This window comes from Pseudomonas sp. 1L-C-7-B-C1, assembly GCF_057291635.1.
The window spans coordinates 94,228-112,851 of record NZ_JBXAWH010000002.1; the positions used below are offsets into that span (position 1 = coordinate 94,228).

Annotated in this window: 12 protein-coding genes; 5 read left to right on the forward strand and 7 right to left on the reverse strand. The window is 61.7% G+C overall.

The window, feature by feature from the left end:
• Positions 1-133 precede the first annotated feature (133 nt).
• A complete protein-coding gene (locus AC0Z8Z_RS03585) occupies positions 134-1,039 on the reverse strand; it encodes an AraC family transcriptional regulator (protein WP_485617907.1) in 906 nt (301 codons plus the stop codon).
• A 177-nt stretch (positions 1,040-1,216) separates the two neighbouring features.
• Here AC0Z8Z_RS03585 and AC0Z8Z_RS03590 point away from each other — a divergent pair, with 177 nt between their 5' ends.
• Positions 1,217-2,269 carry an NAD(P)-dependent alcohol dehydrogenase gene (locus tag AC0Z8Z_RS03590; RefSeq protein ID WP_172611782.1) on the forward strand — a complete coding sequence of 351 codons (1,053 nt, stop codon included), beginning with the start codon at positions 1,217-1,219 and terminating at the stop codon, positions 2,267-2,269.
• 46 nt (positions 2,270-2,315) lie between these two features.
• Here AC0Z8Z_RS03590 and AC0Z8Z_RS03595 read toward each other — a convergent pair whose 3' ends face one another.
• A complete protein-coding gene (locus AC0Z8Z_RS03595; protein WP_485617909.1) occupies positions 2,316-3,020 on the reverse strand; it encodes an AlgP family protein in 705 nt (234 codons plus the stop codon).
• Positions 3,021-3,234: 214 nt separating this feature from the next.
• Positions 3,235-4,038, reverse strand: coding sequence for an IclR family transcriptional regulator (locus AC0Z8Z_RS03600; protein ID WP_122538373.1), 804 nt, complete (start codon positions 4,036-4,038; stop codon positions 3,235-3,237).
• Between the two features lie 237 nt (positions 4,039-4,275).
• Here AC0Z8Z_RS03600 and AC0Z8Z_RS03605 point away from each other — a divergent pair, with 237 nt between their 5' ends.
• The 3 genes from AC0Z8Z_RS03605 (at position 4,276) to AC0Z8Z_RS03615 (ending at position 12,290) form a co-directional block, all read left to right on the forward strand.
• Positions 4,276-5,298, forward strand: coding sequence for a metallophosphoesterase (locus tag AC0Z8Z_RS03605; protein WP_485617911.1), 1,023 nt, complete (start codon positions 4,276-4,278; stop codon positions 5,296-5,298).
• 727 nt (positions 5,299-6,025) lie between these two features.
• Entirely contained in the window at positions 6,026-9,028 is a 3,003-nt protein-coding gene (gene eprS / locus AC0Z8Z_RS03610) for an autotransporter serine peptidase EprS (RefSeq protein WP_485617913.1), read from the forward strand.
• Between the two features lie 151 nt (positions 9,029-9,179).
• The gene (locus AC0Z8Z_RS03615; RefSeq protein WP_485617915.1) at positions 9,180-12,290 is read left to right on the forward strand and encodes an autotransporter domain-containing protein; all 3,111 of its coding nucleotides are present in this window, start codon (positions 9,180-9,182) and stop codon (positions 12,288-12,290) included.
• A gap of 269 nt (positions 12,291-12,559) precedes the next feature.
• Here the strand turns inward: AC0Z8Z_RS03615 and AC0Z8Z_RS03620 are convergent, their stop codons facing one another.
• The 4 genes from AC0Z8Z_RS03620 to AC0Z8Z_RS03635 form a co-directional block, all read right to left on the reverse strand.
• Entirely contained in the window at positions 12,560-13,873 is a 1,314-nt protein-coding gene (locus AC0Z8Z_RS03620; RefSeq protein ID WP_485617917.1) for an MFS transporter, read from the reverse strand.
• Between the two features lie 217 nt (positions 13,874-14,090).
• Positions 14,091-15,239, reverse strand: coding sequence for a galactonate dehydratase (dgoD, locus tag AC0Z8Z_RS03625; RefSeq protein WP_065986272.1), 1,149 nt, complete (start codon positions 15,237-15,239; stop codon positions 14,091-14,093).
• Between the two features lie 83 nt (positions 15,240-15,322).
• Complete coding sequence (locus AC0Z8Z_RS03630; RefSeq protein WP_485617919.1) at positions 15,323-15,958, reverse strand: 2-dehydro-3-deoxy-6-phosphogalactonate aldolase; 636 nt, start codon at positions 15,956-15,958, stop codon at positions 15,323-15,325.
• A 1-nt stretch (position 15,959) separates the two neighbouring features.
• Positions 15,960-16,976, reverse strand: a complete 1,017-nt coding sequence (locus AC0Z8Z_RS03635) for a 2-dehydro-3-deoxygalactonokinase (RefSeq protein ID WP_485617920.1) — start codon at positions 16,974-16,976, stop codon at positions 15,960-15,962.
• A 416-nt stretch (positions 16,977-17,392) separates the two neighbouring features.
• Here AC0Z8Z_RS03635 and AC0Z8Z_RS03640 point away from each other — a divergent pair, with 416 nt between their 5' ends.
• Entirely contained in the window at positions 17,393-18,556 is a 1,164-nt protein-coding gene (locus tag AC0Z8Z_RS03640; RefSeq protein WP_485617922.1) for an acyltransferase family protein, read from the forward strand.
• Positions 18,557-18,624 lie beyond the last annotated feature (68 nt).

Here is an 18,624-nt window from a genome sequence, read left to right on the forward strand (position 1 = left end):
GTCAGCGGCCACATCGCACAATTGATGGTGTGCACGCTGGCCTCTTCCCGGCTGAAGCCGGTCCCACAAAGACACCGCGTACCCTCGTAGGACCGGATTTAGCCGGGAAGCTTTTATGGTTCAGCAACCACCCTCACGCCGATACCTTCAGCCGCTCGCCCTCCTCCCCCGGATTGCGCTCGAAGTAGCGTTTGTACTCGCGACTGAATTGCGAGGTGCTCTGATACCCGACCTTGTGCGCAACCTGCGCCACCCCCATGCCCTCGCCGATGAGCATCTGTTGAGCCTTGAGCAGCCGCACGCGCTTCAAGTACTGAACGGGTGACAGCAGCGTGCTGCGTTTGAAATGCTCATGGAAGGTTGAAGCGCTCATGTTGGCGCAGCGGGCCAGATCCTCGACGCTCAATGCCTCGTCGTAATGGTCGCGCAGGTAGTGCAACGCTGCCGCGATACGGGCGAAGTGGCCGGTCTGCTCGACCAGCGCACGCAGCACCCCGGCTTGCGGACCGCGCAACGCGGCATACACCACTTCCCGGACCCGGGCCTGGCCCATCACTTGCGCGTCGAGTGGATCGTGCAGACAGCGCAGCAACCGCTCCACGCTCTCGCGCATCGGCGCATCCAGCTCGGCGGAGGTCATGGACTCCAGCGTCTGCGCCTTGACCTTGACGTTCGGCGCCTCGCCCATGGCCTGAACAAGCTCACCCAATAGAGCCCGATCAATTGATACGGCGACGCCATACATCGGCGCCTCGGCCGTCGCGAAGGTTTCGCACATGAACGGTACCGACAACGCCTGCACCAGGTAATGACCGGCGCCGTATTCCAGGGTTCGCGGGCCCAGGCGCGCGAGCTTGCTGCCCTGGGCAATGATCACCAGGCTCGGTTCATAGATCTGCGGGCTGCTCGCGACGTAATAATCCCAGGACATCGCCTGCACGCCCGGCACTCGGGTGTCGACCAAACCCGGGCGCGGCGCCAGCGGTTTGATAAGGGAGACCAACTCGGCGTTGGCGTCGGAATGGGAGAGTGGAGACATGGGTAGCCGTACGGAGGATTTGACACCGCCATCATCGCAGATCAGCGGCGCCAAGCCCTACTCGATTGATCAAATCCGGAGGATCAGGCATGACAGGCGGAGGAATGACCATGGCCGACGATGCCCTGCGTGGGGAGAATGGACCGCCTCAACTGTCATCGTTTTGCGAGGTTCTTCATGTACACAGCCATCGGTTACGCCGCCCAGTCCGCCACCACACCCCTCGCCCCCATGACGTTCAGCCGCCGCAGCCCGCGGCCGGACGACGTGGCCATCGAGATCCTCTACTGCGGCGTCTGCCACTCCGACATCCACCAGGCACGCAACGAGTGGGGCATCGCCGTGTACCCACTCATGCCGGGTCACGAGATCGTCGGCAAGGTCACCGAAGTCGGCGCCAACGTCAGCAAGCACAAAGTCGGTGATCTGGTCGGCGTCGGCTGCATGGTCGATTCCTGCCGTCAGTGCGAAGCCTGCGCCCGCGACCTCGAGCAGTATTGCCTCGAAGGCGCGACCATGACCTACGCCACTCCGGACCGCGTCGACGGCAGCAACACCATGGGTGGCTATTCCAACAGCATCGTGGTCAGCGAGCACTTCGTCGTGCGTATCCCGGAGAAACTCGACTTGGCCGCTGCCGCACCGATCCTGTGTGCCGGCATCACCACCTATTCGCCGCTCAAGCATTACGGCGTCAAGGCCGGCGACAAAGTGGGTGTGCTGGGCATGGGCGGTCTGGGCCACATGGGCATCAAGTTCGCCAAGGCCATGGGCGCGGAAGTGACGCTGTTCACCCGCTCGGCGAGCAAGGCGGAAGAAGGTCGTCGTCAGGGTGCTGACCACGTCATCGTCTCGACGGATGCCGAGCAGATGAAAGCCGCTGCCGGTCATTTCGACTTCCTGCTGGACACCATTCCGGTACAGCACGACCTGAATCCCTACCTCGAAACCCTGCGATTTGACGGCGTGCACATTCTGGTCGGCCTGATCGAACCCGTGGACCCGGCGCTGCACGCTGCCAATCTGGTGATGAAGCGTCGCGTGCTGGCGGGCTCACTGATCGGCGGCATCGCCGAAACCCAGGAGGTGCTGGATTTCTGCGCCGAGCACGGCATCACCTGCGACATCGAGATGCTCGATATCAAGCACATCAACGAGGCCTACAGCCGCATGATCGCCGGTGACGTGAAATACCGTTTCGTGATTGATATGGCCACGTTGAAGGCCTGATCCACGGGTTCGCCCCGCGCGCAATGCGGGGCGAACGGCGACACCCCTACCGCGAGCGTTCAAGCCACTCCGGCTGGAGCGCCGATTCAGCATGAGGCGCCTCATCCGGCTCGGGCGCAGCGCTGGCCTCTGCGACCCCGTGAGCCAATGGTGCAACCTCGCTGGGTGCATGCTTCCGTCCCTTGACCACCGTCACCGTGGGCGTGGCGACCACCGCATTAGCCATGGCTTTCAGTGCCGTGGCCTCCCTCGTAGCGCGGCGAGCCGCAGGCGAAGGCTTCACGGCAGACTTGGCGGTCGCCTCCGTTTGTGCGGCCGGCGAGGTAGCTCCGCTGATTTCGAGTTGGCCGAGCTCGCGCTGGCGCAGCATTTCGCTGGCAGCTTCACGCACCTCGCCCACGCCCTGCAATAACGCCAGGCTTACGTGGACGTCGTGCTTGAAGTCGCGGATGTAGTGCCGGGTTTCATCAGCCTGGCGCTGCATGTCAACCAAAGCTGTCTCCAGCAGTGAAATAGTGGCGCGCAGCTTCATCTGTTTTTTGCGTTTTCCGGCTGGCGTGGCGTCGAGACGGTCCCGCTGCTTGCCAAGCTTCTTCTCCACCTTGCTGTGTTTCTTTTCGAGCTTGGCGAGCTTCTTTTCCGCCCCGGCGAGGGCTTGCCCACAGGCGTGCTCAAAATGCTCCAGCAAGATTGTGGCCAGCTTCTGAAGCAGCTGCAGTGGTGTGAGCTCAGTTTTTTGTTTATTCGCCATACCAGCCTCTCCTTCCCGAATCGCATGTGCCCTGGCCGGTCGGCCATTGGCGTCTGAACAACTAAGACCGCGGGCCGGGATTATGGTTGGGTCGATCACGAGCCCCTTTCTCGATCGCTTCACCAGAAGGCGCTTTCGAGGATTTCAACAGGGTTGATTGCCGTCGATTGCTTCAACAGTTCGCCCGTTATCCCCTGCTCTGCTCATCTACACGCTAGCCACCCAACTCCGCAGACAACCGTGCCGCGGCGTCCTTGATCACCGGCACCAGGTCGGCCATCTTTTCCAATGGCATGTACGGCACGGTGCTGGCGATGCTGATGCCAGCGACGATCTGTTTGCTGGCGTCACGCACGGGCGCGGCCACGCAGCGGATCGACGGTTCGTTGTCTTCCAGATCGAACGCATAACCACCCTGCACGTACTCGCGCATGCGCGCCTGCACCTGCTCCCAAGTCTGCTCTTCATGGGCCGGCCACAGCGGGTTTTTGCCCGTGGTAGGCACGCTGATCTCATACAGCCGTTGCCATTCGCTTTCCGGGCTGTCCAGCAGCAGCGCCTTGCCGATGCCGGTGCGCGCCAGCGGCATGCGATGGCCCACCCGCGAACGCATCTCCGGACCATTGCGGCCGGGATTCTTATGCAGGTAGAGCACCTCGTCGCCATCGCGCATCGCCAGGTGCACAGTGTCGCCGGTGAGCGCCGACAATTCGTCGAGAAAGGGTTTGGCGAGCACCAGCAGCGGCACTTCTTCCTGGGCCTGGAACCCCAGTTCGATCAACCTGGGCCCGAGGAGATAACCCGTTTGCGGCACCACTCGCAGGTAGCGCTCCTCCACCAGACAACTGGCAAGCCGGTGAGTGGTGCTGCGGGTGGTGCCGATGAGCCGGGCGATTTCCTTGAGGTCGCGGGCGCCGCTGGCGACCGCATGAATCACGCCCAGGCCGCGAATCAGCGTTTGCGTGCCGGTGGGTGCAGGGTCTTTGCCAGTGACGGCGGTGTCGGATGCATCTTGCATGGCGCGCCTTATCGAATCAGAAAACCGGCGTCATTATCGTCGCCAGCCTTGAAGCCTGCCAGCGTTGTGCAGAATTTGCTCTGCGTCGGCGCAGGGTCATGACCACTCGATGCGTTCGACCTTGCCCACCAACAGCATGTCGGACAACGCGCCGTACGCACGCTCGAAGACCCTCGCATTTTCCCCAAGATTCACCTTGGTAGCACGCTTCGCAGGGCAGATAATTCAGCAGTTTCGATGACGAAGGATTCCGCAGGCATGAGGCAAAAGGTTCTGAGACTTTCGCAAAATCACCATGGCCGTGACTTTGTCGTAGGTGACATTCACTTCAAAACCAACGACCTGTACAAAGGCCTGCGCAAACTCGGCTTTGACAGCAAGACTGACCGAGTCATCGGCGTCGGCGACCTCATTGATCGCGGCCCGGGCGTGCTCGATGGGCTTAAGCTTTTGGGCGAGCCGTGGTTTTTCACCGTAATGGGTAACCATGAACAGATGCTGATTCGGGCTTACCGTGAGAACCCGGACGCTCGTTATAGCTCTCATGGTGCTGGTTGGTGGGCAACCGTCGCCGATGAGTCGAAAGAGATGATCATCGTCAAGCTTGAGACCCTCCCTACCCTCATCGAGATCGAATCACTCCTTGGGGTCGTCGGCGTTATACACGGGGATGTACCGAGAGGCTTGTCCTGGCAGCGGTTCGTCAACGATATCGACAACGCGCAAGTCGAAGAAATAGCCCTTTGGGGGCGAGAGCGGATCAAAAAACATTACCGTCAAGGCGTCGCCGGCGTTTGGCGTGTTTGCATGGGTCACACATGGATTCCAGCGCCGTTACGCCTCGGGAACGTGCTCGCGCTGGATTGCACCGGAGGCGGCGACGGGCCTTTGGGGATTTACTGCGTCCAGGACGATACCCTCTATGTCGACGGTCTTCCCGTGGCGCTTGACCAAGCTGAAGTTTTCACGGAGTTGCTTAACGATCTAGAGCGCACGCAGGCAGAACTCAACAACACATTGGGTGCTGGCGCGCTAATCGAATCCCAACGCCTGAGCCGTAAGGCTGAAGGTTTAGCGGGTCGGGCGAATACTGCCTGGCGCGCACTGCAGCCTGAGGTCGAAGCGTCTCAGAAGCTCTTGAATGAGCTCCACGGGCTCAGCCTGCTTGGCGGGGAGCGTAGGGTCATGAAGCTAAAAGAATTACGGTCTGCATACGAAGGAACCCACATTGAAGGATTACTGAACAGGCTGTTCTCCTAAACGCGAGCGCTGTTGCTCCCCGACAGTATTCGGGGGCAAGACTGATGACTTGGAACAGGTGATGGATCATCGATGGCTGACCTTGCACGGCACAACTCGTTGAACATGGTGGCGCGTCTTGTGATTGCTCGGTCAGCATAACAATGGGGCGCTACCCCATAATCCAGGGTGTATTAGCCATTCGCTCGCGGTGTATTCGCTGATTGCATACGAAGTATCGTTTGCTGTGACCAGCACTGCGGGAAATTGCGCGAACGTAATCATTGCGCCAGCGAAGTCTTGGCACTCTTTCACTTAAAGACCATTTCTGTAAATTCAAAAGTGCCGCGGGGTAAGCGCGAAGTCCCTCGAGCCACAAGTCTATCTTGCGTCGTGGCTAAGTAGTGGCGCAGCTCAAGTTCCTGCGATCTGTTACTTGAATACCTCTCTATTACTCATCCCGCGTAGTCATGTGACTGCGGAGGTCGCCAAGCCCCACGCTGAACCAACTAAAGACGCGCTACCTTCTCTACAGTGGAACTAGAATGCCACTATTCCGGATCGCACCTTAGTTGTGCCTGCTCCGTCTGGATGCCTCATCACAGCGCCTTGTGCCTTATCATCCGCTTGTTTTCTTGCTATTGGTTTTGTATCAAATTTGAAACAAATAAGTTGCCATCCCCTGTGGAGCGGACTATTTTCTTACGGCGCTCACTAGGGAGCTAACAAATAAAAAAGGTGTGCAGGGATGCGAAGGTTCAAGCCGTCCAATGCTGTCCGTTATTCCGTTAAACCCGCAACCACGACCGCACTTTGCGCGTTGTCTTTTACCTTTGGCTGCTCGGCTTATGCCGACTACGCAGAACAGGGAAAGTTAGGCAACGCGGCCAGTTGGCGCTCGGAAGAGTTTCAGAGTGACTGGGGATTGGGCCGTATCCAGGCTGACCAGGCCTATGCTGCCGGTATCACCGGCAGCGGCGTAAAAATCGGCGCAATGGACTCAGGATTCGACCCCTCTCATCCCGAAGCCAGCCCATCGCGCTACCATGCGGTAACGGCCAACGGCACCTACGTAAATGGTTCGCCCTTTAGCGTTACGGGTGCCATCAACCCAAATAACGACACCCACGGCACGCACGTGACCGGGACCATGGGCGCGGCCCGCGATGGCGTCGGCATGCATGGCGTGGCGTACAACGCGCAAATCTATGTCGCCAACACCAACCAGAGCGACAGCTTCCTGTTTGGCCCGAGCCCGGATCCGCAGTATTTCAAAGCGGCCTATGGCGCGCTGGCCGATGCCGGCGTGCGGGCGATCAACAACAGTTGGGGTAGCCAGCCGCCGGATGTGACCTACGCGACGTTGAAAGGCGTGCAGGCTGCCTATGCCCAGCATTACAACCGGGGCACCTGGCTGGATGAAGCGGCTAACGTGTCGCGCAGGGGCGTGATCAACGTCTTCAGTGCTGGCAATACCGGCTATGCCAACGCCAGTGTGCGTTCTGCGCTGCCGTATTTCGAGCCAGACCTGGAAGGCCACTGGCTGGCGGTGTCTGGCCTTGATAGCGCCAATGCCCAGCGCTACAACCAGTGCGGCATTGCCAAATACTGGTGCATCACCACGCCCGGGAGGCTGATCAACAGCACCGTGCCTGGCGGCGGCTATGCGCTCAAATCCGGCACGTCCATGGCCGCGCCCCATGCCACGGGCGCACTGGCGCTGGTGATGGAGCGCTACCCGTACATGAACAACGAGCAGGCCTTGCAGGTGCTGCTCACCACCGCGACCCAGCTCGATGGTTCGGTCACCCAGGTGCCCAATGGCACTGTGGGCTGGGGTGTGGCCAACCTGGAGCGGGCCATGCGCGGCCCAGGCCAGTTGCTGGGGACCTTCAACGCCAACCTGAGCGCCGGCCAAACCGATGTCTGGAGTAACGGTATCTCTGATCAGGCGTTGATCCAGCGTCAGGCCGAGGACGCTGCTGAACAGACCGCCTGGCAGCAAACCCTGGTCAGCAGAGGCTGGCAGAACGGCGTGGCCAGCACCGCCAGCCAACAGGACCAGACCGACTACGCCGTAGGCACCGCCCGTGCAGCGGCAGCGGCTCAGCGCCAGTACCAGGGCAGCCTGATCAAGTCCGGCGCGGGCCGGTTGATCCTAGAAGGGAACAATACCTATCGCGGCGATACCCAGGTCAACGGTGGTGTGCTGTCGGTCAATGGCTCCCTGGCGTCCGCCGTGCAGGTCAATGCGGGTGGCACCCTGGGCGGCAATGGCCAGGTCGGTAACCTCACCGCGTTAAACGGCGGGCAGGTTGCGCCGGGCAACTCCATCGGCACCTTGCGGGTGAACGGTGACTTAACCTTCGCGCCGGGCTCAACCTACGCGGTAGAGCTTTCGCCAACGGCGAGTGACCGCATTGTGGCCACCGGCAGTGCCACGGTGTCGGGGGCCAACATGACCCTGGCCCTGGACCCAACGCCGCTACCATTGAATGCCACGCCCGGCCAAACCCTGATAGGCCGCCAGTACAACGTGTTGCAAGCCGCCAATGGTGTGAACGGGCAGTTTGCTGCGGTCACCTCCAACTACGCTTTCCTCGGCGGCCGCCTGGACTACGCCGCTAACGGCGTCGCGCTGAATATCGAGCGCACGGCGGCTTTCGACAGCGTGGCGCGAACCCCTAACCAGGCAGCCGTGGCCTCGGCCGCCGAGCAATTGGGGGCGGGCAACGCGGTGTATGAAAACCTGCTGCTCGCTCAAAGTGCCGCCTCGGCCCGGGAAAGTTTCCAGCAGCTGTCGGGCGAGATCTACCCGGCAGTCGCCACCCAGTTGATCAACGACAGCCGCTATGTGCGTGATGCCGTTGGCGAGCGCCTGGGCGCCAGCGTGTTCGGTGCCGACGCCAATACGGCAGCGCAAGACAATGTGTGGTTCAAGGCCTTGGGCGCGTGGGGCAAAACGGATTCCGCTAGCGATACGGCGGGCTATACCTCATCCATTGGCGGCGTGCTGGCGGGTGTCGACGGCGACGTAGGTGAAGCCACGCGCCTTGGCCTGGTAGGCGGCTACAGTGACAGCTCGGTGAATATGGGCTCGGGCACCCATTCCCGTGCATCGGTAGACAGCTACCATCTGGGCGCGTACCTGGGTCATGAGATCGGCGCCTGGCGCCTGACCTTCGGCGGTGCCTACAGCTGGCACCGGATCGACGGCAGGCGCGATGTACAGGTCGGCGGCGCCAGTGGCCGGGAGAAAACCAAACACGATGCGCAAACCGCACAGGTGTTCACCGAAGCGGCGTACCGTATTCAGTTGCAGCCCGCAGTGCTTGAGCCCTTCGCCAACCTGGCCTATGTGCACCTTGGCACGGATAGCTTCAGCGAGAAGGGAGATGCTGCAGCGCTTGCATCCGGCAGCGATACCCGTGAAGCCGTGCTCGGCACACTGGGTGTACGGGCGCTTAAAACCATCGCAATCAATGATCATCAGAAGCTGGATCTCTCCGGCAGCCTGGGCTGGCAGCACAACCTGAGCGACACCGATTCAGAGCAGCACATGGCCTTTGCGGCAGGCGGCAGTCGTTTTGGCATCGAAAGCTCGCCCTTGGTCCGTGATGCGGCCCTGGTGGGTGCCCATGCCCGCATGGCGCTGAGCCGTGAGGCCAGCGTCAGCCTGGACTACAACGGCCAATTGGCCAGCCGTGAAAAAAGCCACGGCATCGGCTTGAGCCTTAACTGGCAGTTCTAAGAGCAAAGCGGCACGGCGGGCCAGGACTTCGCCCGCCGCTTTCCTGAAGCTGAATGTTTCAACCTTCCCATTGTTGGAAAAAGAACACCGCGGATGCCAAGACGGCATTCGCGCGGGGTTTTGTGTGCGCTAACTAAGGACAGTTGTATTTATGAAAAAGCCATCCACCACTCGACAGCTTGCTGTCAGCTCCATTCGGCACGCTATTCGGCAAGCCCATCGCGTTTCTTGCGGCGCCCTGGCCTGTTACCTGGCCACCCTCGGTGCAGCCGAGGCTGCGCCTTACGTAGAAGCCGGCCAGGCGGAGAACGTCGCCAGTTGGCGCAGCCCGGAGTTCACTGCGCAATGGGGGCTGGGCGCGATTAACGCCGACCAGGCCTACGCGGCCGGTTATACCGGCAAGGGCGTGAAGTTGGGGATTTTCGATCAGCCGGTGTACGCAGCGCACCCGGAATTCGCCAGCCCGGAAAAGGTGATCAACCTGGTGTCCAGTGGCATTCGCGAGTACACCGACCCCTATATTCCGGTGAAGGCCGGCGATGCCTTTCGTTACGATGGCACCCCTACACCTGACTCCAACGGCCGGCTGGGCAATCATGGCACCCACGTAGGTGGCATCGCTGGAGGCAACCGAGACGGCGGGCCCATGCACGGCGTGGCCTTCAACGCCCAGATCATCAGCGCCGACAACGGCGACCCAGGCCCGGAAGACGGTATTGTGTTGGGCAACGATGGCGCGGTTTACCAGGCTGGCTGGAACGCATTGGTCAGCAGTGGCGCGCGCATCATCAATAACAGCTGGGGCATTGGCATTACCGACCGCTTTGACCAGGGCGGTCGCGACCCGGCCTTTCCGCACTTTACCGTGCAGGATGCGCAGCTGCAGTTCAATCAGATCCAACAGATCCTCGGCACTCGCCCAGGGGGCGCTTACCAGGGCGCCATCGATGCCGCGCGCAGCGGCGTGGTGACTATTTTCGCCGCAGGCAACGACTACAACCTGAACAACCCGGACGCCATGGCCGGACTCGGGTATTTCGTGCCAGAGATCGCCCCCAACTGGCTGACGGTTGCTGCCTTGCAGCAAAACCCCAACGCCACGGCCGCCGGCGCCACGCCTTACACCTTGAGCACCTTTTCTTCTCGCTGCGGCTACACGGCCAGCTTCTGCGTGTCGGCGCCAGGTACACGGATCTACAGCTCCGTGCTGAACGGCACCAGCCTGCAAGACCTGACGGTTGGCTGGGCCAACAAAAACGGTACCTCCATGGCCGCGCCCCATGTGGCGGGCAGCATGGCGGTACTGATGGAGCGCTTCCCCTACATGACCGGCGCACAGGTGGCCGACGTGTTGAAAACCACCGCCACCGACCTCGGCGCGCCTGGCGTGGACGCGCTCTATGGCTGGGGCATGATCAACCTGGGCAAGGCCGTCAACGGCCCGAGCATGTTCGTCACCGAGGCGGATATTCCTGCTGAGTTTCGTATCAGCGGCGCTTATGGCGACAGCCAGTTCGTGGCCAACCTGCCGGGGGTAGGCGCGGTGGTCGATGCCGGTAAACCGACCCAGCGCCTCTGCAGCGGGCCACAATGCGGGCGGGACACGTGGAGCAATGACATCTCCGGGCATGGCGGCTTGACCAAGACGGGTATCGGTACCTTGGTGCTGACCGGTGCCAACACCTACAGCGGCCCAACCCTGGTCAATGAAGGGCGCCTGGCGATCAATGGATCGCTGGCCTCGGCGGTGACCGTCAACGACACCGGCATGCTTGGCGGCAACGGCCGGGTCGCGTCCCTTACTGCCAACCGTGGCGGTACGGTAGCGCCGGGCAATTCCGTGGGGACCTTACAGGTGGCGGGCGACCTTAACCTGGCGCCCGGCGCTGTGTATGCGGTGGAGTTGTCGCCCACTGGCAGCGACCGCATCATCGCCGGCGGACAGGCTACGGTGAGCGGTGCGACCATGGCCCTCTCGCTGGAAAACGGCACCGGCTTCACCACAGGCGAGGTCAACAGCCTGATCGGCCGGCAGTTCAACGTGCTGCAAGCCGCTGGCGGCGTGCAGGGCCAGTTCGGGTCGGTGCTGGATAACTACGCCTTTCTGGATGGCGACCTGGCCTACAGCGGTACGGGCGTTGCCTTGGCCCTGGAGCGCAACGGGGATAGCTTCGCCAGCGCCGCGCAAACCGCTAACCAGGCCAACGTAGCGGCCGCCGCCGAGCAATTAGGCGCCGGTAATGCGGTGTACGAAGAGCTGCTGTTGAGCCCTGATGCGGCTACCGCTCGGCGTGCCTATACCCAGTTGTCCGGCGAAGTGCATCCGGCCATCGCCACTCAGTTGATCAACGACAGCCGACAGCTACGCGATGCCGTAGGTGATCGCCTGCGCGTCGAAGCGCTGTACGAACAGCCTGCGGAGGGTGTTGAAGGCAACAACCTGTGGGTGAAAGGCCTGGGCGCCTGGGGCAAGAACGCCGGCAGCAGCGACAGCGCCAGTTCAACCTCATCCCTGGGCGGCCTGCTCGCCGGTGTGGACGGTTTGGTGGCTGAGCACACCCGGTTGGGCGCCATGGCCGGTTACAGCGATACCTCGCTAGGCATGGGTGACGACACTCATTCCAGCGCCTCGGCTGACAGCTACCACCTGGGTGCCTACATTGGCCACGAAGAAGGGCCGTTGCGCCTGACCGCGGGTGCATCCCATAGCTGGCACCGCATCGACGTCAAGCGAGACCTGCAACTGGGCACCTCGAACGACCGCCTGAAGGTCAAGCTCGACGCGCAATCGACCCAGGTGTTCACCGAAGCGGCCTATCGCCTGAACCTGCAGCCTTTGGCGCTGGAGCCTTTCGCCAACCTGGCCTATGTGCACTTCGACAGCGACAGCTTTACCGAGAAGGGAGGCGCCACGGCCCTCAAGGGTAATGACGACACCCGCGACACCGTGCTCTCCACCCTTGGCGTACGCGCCGGTAGCCGTTTCAACCTGACCGACGCTCAGAAGCTGGATGTGTCCGGTACCTTGGGCTGGCAGCATAACCTGAGCGATACCTCGGCCGAGCAGCACCTGGCCTTTGCCAGCGGGGTGAATACCTTTGCCGTGCAAAGCGTGTCCATGGACCGGGACGCAGCCGTGGTGGGCGCTCGCGCCAGCCTTGCCTTGAATCGGGATGCGCGGATCAACCTGGACTACAACGGGCTGCTGGGTGCCCGGGATAAAACCCACGGCGTAGGCCTGTCGCTGAATTGGCAGTTCTAACCTCTAGCGCTGCCTGAAAGTCTGCGCCAGCTTGGTGCTCTCACCCGCTACTAAAAAACCGTTTGGCGGGTCGATTTTGTCCCTCCAAACGGTTCAGCAGCTATCGGATGGAGCACCTGAGCACGCGCTCGAAAGGTCGCTCTCTTTTTGATGTAGACAACCTCTCAGGCACGCTCTTAACAAGGCATTGGCGGCTGCCATGCCTTCCTCAAGAAACGTTCGTCACCGGGCAAGTGATTGACGTCCCTCATTACGCATCGACAGGGTCATCACAACTCGATGCGTTCCACCTTGCCCACCAACAGGATGTAAGACAGCGCCCCAAGCAGCGCCAGAACGGCGATGTAGGTGATCGCTGGCGCAAAGGAATCACCCGACGCCAGGAAGCCGATGACGATCGGTGTGGCGATCGCTGCCAGGTTGCCGATCAGGTTGAACGTCCCGCCGGTCAGCCCCAACAGCCGCGCCGGTGCGAGGGTCGAGACCAGCGACCAAGTGATCGACGCCAAGCCGTTGCCGAAAAACGCCAGGGCCAGGAAGGCGATCACCAGCGGGGTCGAGTCGACGTAATTGGCGCCGATGATTGAGGTGGAGATCAGCAGACCGGCGATGATCGGCGTCTTGCGCGCGAAACCCACGGTGTAACCGCGACGGATCAGCCAGTCGGAGAAGAACCCCGAGCAGAGCACGCCGACGAAGGCCGCGAGGAACGGCAGCGACGCCAGCAGGCCGGACTTGATGAAGTCCATGCCGCGGTATTTGACCAGGTAGGTCGGGAACCAGGTGAGGAAGAACCACAGCGTCGAGTTCAGGCAGAACTGGCCCAGGTAGATGCCCCACAGCTTGCGCTTGGTCAGCACGATGCCCAGGTCCTGCCAGCTGAAACCGCTTTTGCGTTTCGAGGCGTCGGTCTGCATGTCGACCAGCCCGCCGCCGTCCTTGATCAAGTCGATCTCGCCCTGATTGATGCCTCTGAAATCGCGGGGCTCGCGGTAAACCATGTACCAGATCGCCGCCCAGAGCACGCCGACGCCGCCGGTGGCCACGAACACCATGTGCCAGCCATAGCGGGTTTGCAGCCAGGCGAGCACCGGGGTCAGGAACGCCAGGCCGACGAACTGGCCGGAGGTGTAAAAGCCGACGGCGGTGGCGCGTTCCTTTTCTGGGAACCAGGCGGTGACGACGCGGCTGTTGATCGGGTACGCCGGGGCCTCCAGCGCGCCGACGGCCATGCGCAAAATGAACAGGCCGATGAAGCTGCCAACGAAGCCGAGAAAGATGGTCGCAATGGACCACAGCGCCAGCGCCACGGTGTAGAGGATGCGCGGCGGTACGCGATCCACCAGCCAGCCGCCGGGCAGCTGCATGGCGGCGTAGGTCCAGCCGAACGCGGAGAAGATCAGGCCGACGTGCACCGGGTCGATGCCCAGCTCGCTGGTCAGTGCGGGCGCGGCGATGGACAGGTTACTGCGGTCGAGGTAGTTGATCACCACGGTGATGAACAGCAGCACCATGATGAAAAAGCGTTTGCGGGTCGGCGTGGCGGTGGTCGCCCGCGCCTGGGTTGCGGTCTGTGTGCGCAAGGGAAGTGCCTCTTTTTATGGTTATCTGAGGTCTGGCGTTATGTGTTTCGTGTGTGGACGAGTAGCCAAAAGCTTCGTGAGCAAGGTGGAGCGCCACCCCGGTCACTCCCACAGGATGGTCAGCGCCCTCGATATCAGGGTCATGCACAGTTCCTGTGGGAGCGAGCTTGCTCGCGAATGGGCTTGACGCCGAATCGACGTCAAACTTGCAGGTCAATCACCACTCGGCAAAGCTGCCGTCGGCATGGCGCCAGATCGGGTTGCGCCAGCGGTGGCCGATGGCGGCGCGCTCCTTGACGTACTCTTCGTTGATCTCGATGCCCAGGCCCGGCCCGTTCGGGATCTTCACCATGCCCTTGTCGTAGTCGAAGACTTCGGGGTTCTTGATGTAGTCGAGCAGGTCGTTGCTCTCGTTGTAGTGAATACCCAGGCTTTGCTCCTGAATGAACGCGTTGTAGCAGACGGCGTCCAGTTGCAGGCATGCGGCCAGCGCGATCGGGCCCAGCGGGCAATGCAGCGCCAGTGCGACGTCATAGGCCTCGGCCATGTTGGCGATCTTGCGGGTTTCAGTGATACCGCCGGCGTGGGAAGCATCCGGCTGGATGATGTCGACATAGCCTTCGCTCAAGACGCGCTTGAAATCCCAGCGGGAAAACAGGCGCTCGCCCAGGGCAATCGGCGTGCTGGTCAACGGCGCCAGTTCCTTCAGCGCTTCGTAGTTCTCGCTGAGCACCGGCTCCTCGATGAACATCAGCTTGTACGGGTCCAGCTCTTTCATCAGCACCTTGGCCATCGGCTTGTGCACGCGACCGTGGAAGTCGACGCCGATACCGACATTCGGGCCTACGGCATCACGTACCGCGGCGACGTTGGCCAGGGCCAGATCGACCTTGTCGAAGGTGTCGAGGAACTGCAGCTCTTCGGTACCGTTCATTTTCACCGCGGTGAAGCCTCGCTCCACTGCTTCTTTTGCGGCACGGGCGGTGTCAGCCGGACGGTCGCCGCCGATCCACGAATACACCCGGATCTTGTCGCGCACTTGGCCGCCGAGCAGGTCGCTGACCGATACGCCCAGCGCCTTACCCTTGATGTCCCACAGCGCCTGATCGATGCCCGCCAGCGCGCTCATGTGGATGGCGCCGCCCCGATAGAAGCCACCGCGATAGAGCACGGTCCAGATGTCTTCGATGTTGCGTGGGTCTTTGCCGATCAGGTAGTCGGACAGTTCCTCAACCGCTGCAGCCACGGTGTGGGCGCGGCCCTCGACCACAGGCTCGCCCCAACCGGTGACGCCCTGGTCGGTCTCGACTTTCAGGAAGCACCAGCGCGGCGGAACGATGTACGTCGTGAGTTTGGTGATTTTCATGTCTTGTCTCTCTTATTCAAAAACACATGCTGTTGGCGCACTTGTTTAAAAACACAGCCTCGATGGCGCAACGAGCGGGTGGTTCACTGGTTGTTTGCTGGCTTGTGCTGGTTCCAGGCTTCAACGTAGGCCTTGGCGCTCTTTGCGACGTCCTCGGCGTTCATGCCCGGCTTGAACAAGCCCGAACCCAGACCGAAACCGGAGACCCCGGCGTCGAGAAACACCTTCATGTTGTCCGGGGTGATGCCGCCGACCGGGATCAACGCCGTGCCGGCCGGCAACACCGCCAGCCAGGCCTTGACCACCGCCGGGCCCATCTGCTCGGCAGGGAACATCTTCAGCACGTCGGCACCTTCGGCCAGCGCGGCGAAGGCTTCGGTCGGTGTGGCCACGCCCGGAGAGAGGAACAGGCCTTCGGCCTTGGCCGCGCGCAGCACCCTCGGATCGCTGTGGGGCATGACGATGACCTGACCGCCCGCTTCCTTGACCTGACGCACTTGCTCCGGCGTCAACACCGTGCCCGCACCGATCAGGCAATCGGCGGGCAGGCTCTGACGCAGCAGGCGGATGCTGTCGTACGGCTGCGGAGAATTGAGCGGCACTTCAATGACGCGGAAACCGGCGGTGTACAGCACATCACCGATGGCCGGCGCTTCTTCGGGGCGCAGGCCGCGCAGAATCGCGACCAGACCGTTTTGCACGAGGGCTTGCTTGAGCATGTCAGTTCTCTACGTGAAGGGGCCGGGCAGCGGCCGAAGAGGAGGATTGAATCAGACCGGCCTGCACCGCAACCTGCCAGAGACCACGTTCGGTGGCCTGTTCCGCCAGGATCACCTGGGCAAAGCCATTGGCATCGAGGGCGCGCCGGTAGCGGGCGATCAGGGCGTCGCTGCCGATCAGGATCACGGCAGGCAACTGCGCGTCGGTCTGGCGCAACAGTTGGGCGAGCGCGACGATTTCATGGCCGATCAACAGGCCGGACAAGTAATCGGACTGGGCAGCACCGGACAATACACCGGTCAAGCCGAGCGTTCGGCAACTGAAGATGGTCGACAGGGGACCTGCCGCACCGCTGGCCGAGCGAGACACTGCCACGCCGCGGTCAAACGCTTCAGCGTCGAAGGTCTCGCTGCGCTGCATCGTGCGGCCGAGAATGGTGTGGCTGGACAGCGCGGCGTAGACCTCACCGGTCATGAAGGTATCGAAATGCTCGATCCGGCCGTCCACCGCCCTCACCCACTTCGAGTGGCTCCCGGGCAGGCCGATCAACAAGGGTTTGGCGGCTTCGCTGGCGGGCAGCGAGTCGAGAATGCCGAGGACCTGGGTTTCTTCGCCGCGCATCACGTTGGGCAGCTCGGAGCGCTGCAGGATGCCGGGAATGATGTGAACGTCGACGCCGCGCACGCTGCGCACCGTGACCAGCGCGGAACTGAGGGCCGCGACGCTGGCGGGCGTCTGCTGGTAGACGGCTTCGCGCCAGCCCTGAGCGCTGCCGACCATCCCGCAGGCGATCACCGGCAGCGTTGGTTCGGCGTCGAGCCAGTCGCCGCAGGCTTCGTCAAACGCGAGTTCGAATCCGTTGGATGTCTGCTGCCCGCCGATCGAGCGAGGCGTCGAGGGCAGCTGCATGATGCCCGCGTCGAGCGAACGTTGTTCCAGTACCCGGCCGTGTTCGCCGAGTCGATACGCGCGAAGGGATGTCGTACCCCAATCGAGCGCGATCAATTGCGCCTGCATGGCTTCACCTGATTGTTATTAATGAGTGAATGCGGGACGGACTATAAACCGGTTGCTGGCGATATCTCAATATATAACGTTCGATCCCACATATTGGGATACCAGTGGATCGACAGGCAAATTCGATAAATGCCTGTTCCGTCCGGGTTTGCGGTTCGGCATACTGCTGCCCGTCGCTGGCGGCACTTATACGAAGACCCGGATTCGTCTCGACGCATGATGACCTTGGGGCTGCTCCGCCTCACGCTGTGCCTTTCACCGGTTTTTCATGTGCCCTGCCCACTCATCGGCCTCAGTGTCGAAGGTGGTAACTTTCCTGCCTGTCGCACCCTTTCATTGTTTGCTCTGCCTTGCACGCCTGCTGGCGCCTTTTCGCGTGCCCGCACGCCTGACTCATCTGAAAAAGGATCCTCAAGATGAAGCGATTCGTCGTGCTCGACAGCCTGCGCGGTCTCTGCGCCCTGACCCTGATTGTTCATCACTCGCACATCGAGCGAAGCATCACGGAGCTGGCGTTTTTCCGTAATGCCAGCCAGTTCGCCGGTCTGTTTTTTGCCCTCAGCGGCTTTCTGATGTACCGCCGCTACGTCGGCGCACTAAATAGTGCGCGGCAGCTTGGCGACTTCACGATGGCCCGCGCCTGCCGGGTAATGCCGCTGCACTTGGCGGTACTGTTGTTCTTCATCGGTTTCGAGTGTTTGAAGCTAGTCATGGAGCGCTATGGGCTGCTGTTGAATTTCCCGGCGTTCAGTGGGGATCGGGCGCCCGGGGAAATCCTGCCCAATCTGTTATTGATCCAGGCGTGGTGGCCGGGCTTCAATGCGCTGTCGTTCAACTACCCGTCCTGGTGGGTCAGCGTAGCGTTTTATCTGTGGCTGATCTTCGGGCTGATCTGCTACGCGTTGCCGAGAATGGCGCGGATGCTGTTCACGCTGCTGGGCGGGCTGGCGTTTGTCGGGCTGTTCGCAGATTCCGATCTGCTGACGCGCTATGTGTTGTGGGGCGCGGCGTGTTTCTTTGCGGGCACGGTGACGTACAGGCTCTATGCGCGGCTGCGGAATTTTGCGCCGGGGGTGGCATTGGCCAGCGTGCTTGAACTGGGAATATTGGCGATGATCGGCTGGATGATGGTGGACGGCGAGGCCCCGCTGACGATTGAACTGGCGCTGCTGTTTTGCCTGGCGATTCTGATATTCGCGTGGGAGGCCGGAGCGGTTTCGCGGCTGTTGCAGAAGCGAGTGTTTCCGGCGCTGGGCAGGCTGTGGCTGTCGATTTACCTGACCCATGCGGCGGTGATTTTCGTGGTCGCCACCGGGCTGACGGTGGCGGCCAAGTTCGGCGGTTATCCGCTGTTGGTGGACAGGCCGGGGGAGATGCCGGGGTCGCTGGTGCGTTATCTGAGTACAGGCAGTGCCCTGAACGACAATCTGTTGTTGCTGTTGGTGGTGGTGGCGGTTGTGGTCCTTTCGATGTTGGTTCATCGCTACATCGAGGTACCTGGGGTGCGGTTTGGGGAGTGCTTGAGACGCAGGTCGTTTCGTGGCCGGCGGAGCGATGATGTTTCTCGCATCAATGTCTGAGGGCAGAGCAGGATCTAGGGCGCTGCTCTCGGTTTAATCCGACTTCATCGAGTACCCTCAGTCCGGTC

Coding starts and splice junctions, on each gene's coding strand:
- AC0Z8Z_RS03585 (WP_485617907.1), bottom strand. CDS start 1,039: ATGTCTCCACTCTCCCATTCCGACGCCAACGCCGAGTTGGTCTCCCTT.
- AC0Z8Z_RS03590 (WP_172611782.1), top strand. CDS start 1,217: ATGTACACAGCCATCGGTTACGCCGCCCAGTCCGCCACCACACCCCTC.
- AC0Z8Z_RS03595 (WP_485617909.1), bottom strand. CDS start 3,020: ATGGCGAATAAACAAAAAACTGAGCTCACACCACTGCAGCTGCTTCAG.
- AC0Z8Z_RS03600 (WP_122538373.1), bottom strand. CDS start 4,038: ATGCAAGATGCATCCGACACCGCCGTCACTGGCAAAGACCCTGCACCC.
- AC0Z8Z_RS03605 (WP_485617911.1), top strand. CDS start 4,276: ATGACGAAGGATTCCGCAGGCATGAGGCAAAAGGTTCTGAGACTTTCG.
- eprS (WP_485617913.1), top strand. CDS start 6,026: ATGCGAAGGTTCAAGCCGTCCAATGCTGTCCGTTATTCCGTTAAACCC.
- AC0Z8Z_RS03615 (WP_485617915.1), top strand. CDS start 9,180: ATGAAAAAGCCATCCACCACTCGACAGCTTGCTGTCAGCTCCATTCGG.
- dgoD (WP_065986272.1), bottom strand. CDS start 15,239: ATGAAAATCACCAAACTCACGACGTACATCGTTCCGCCGCGCTGGTGC.
- AC0Z8Z_RS03630 (WP_485617919.1), bottom strand. CDS start 15,958: ATGCTCAAGCAAGCCCTCGTGCAAAACGGTCTGGTCGCGATTCTGCGC.
- AC0Z8Z_RS03635 (WP_485617920.1), bottom strand. CDS start 16,976: ATGCAGGCGCAATTGATCGCGCTCGATTGGGGTACGACATCCCTTCGC.
- AC0Z8Z_RS03640 (WP_485617922.1), top strand. CDS start 17,393: ATGAAGCGATTCGTCGTGCTCGACAGCCTGCGCGGTCTCTGCGCCCTG.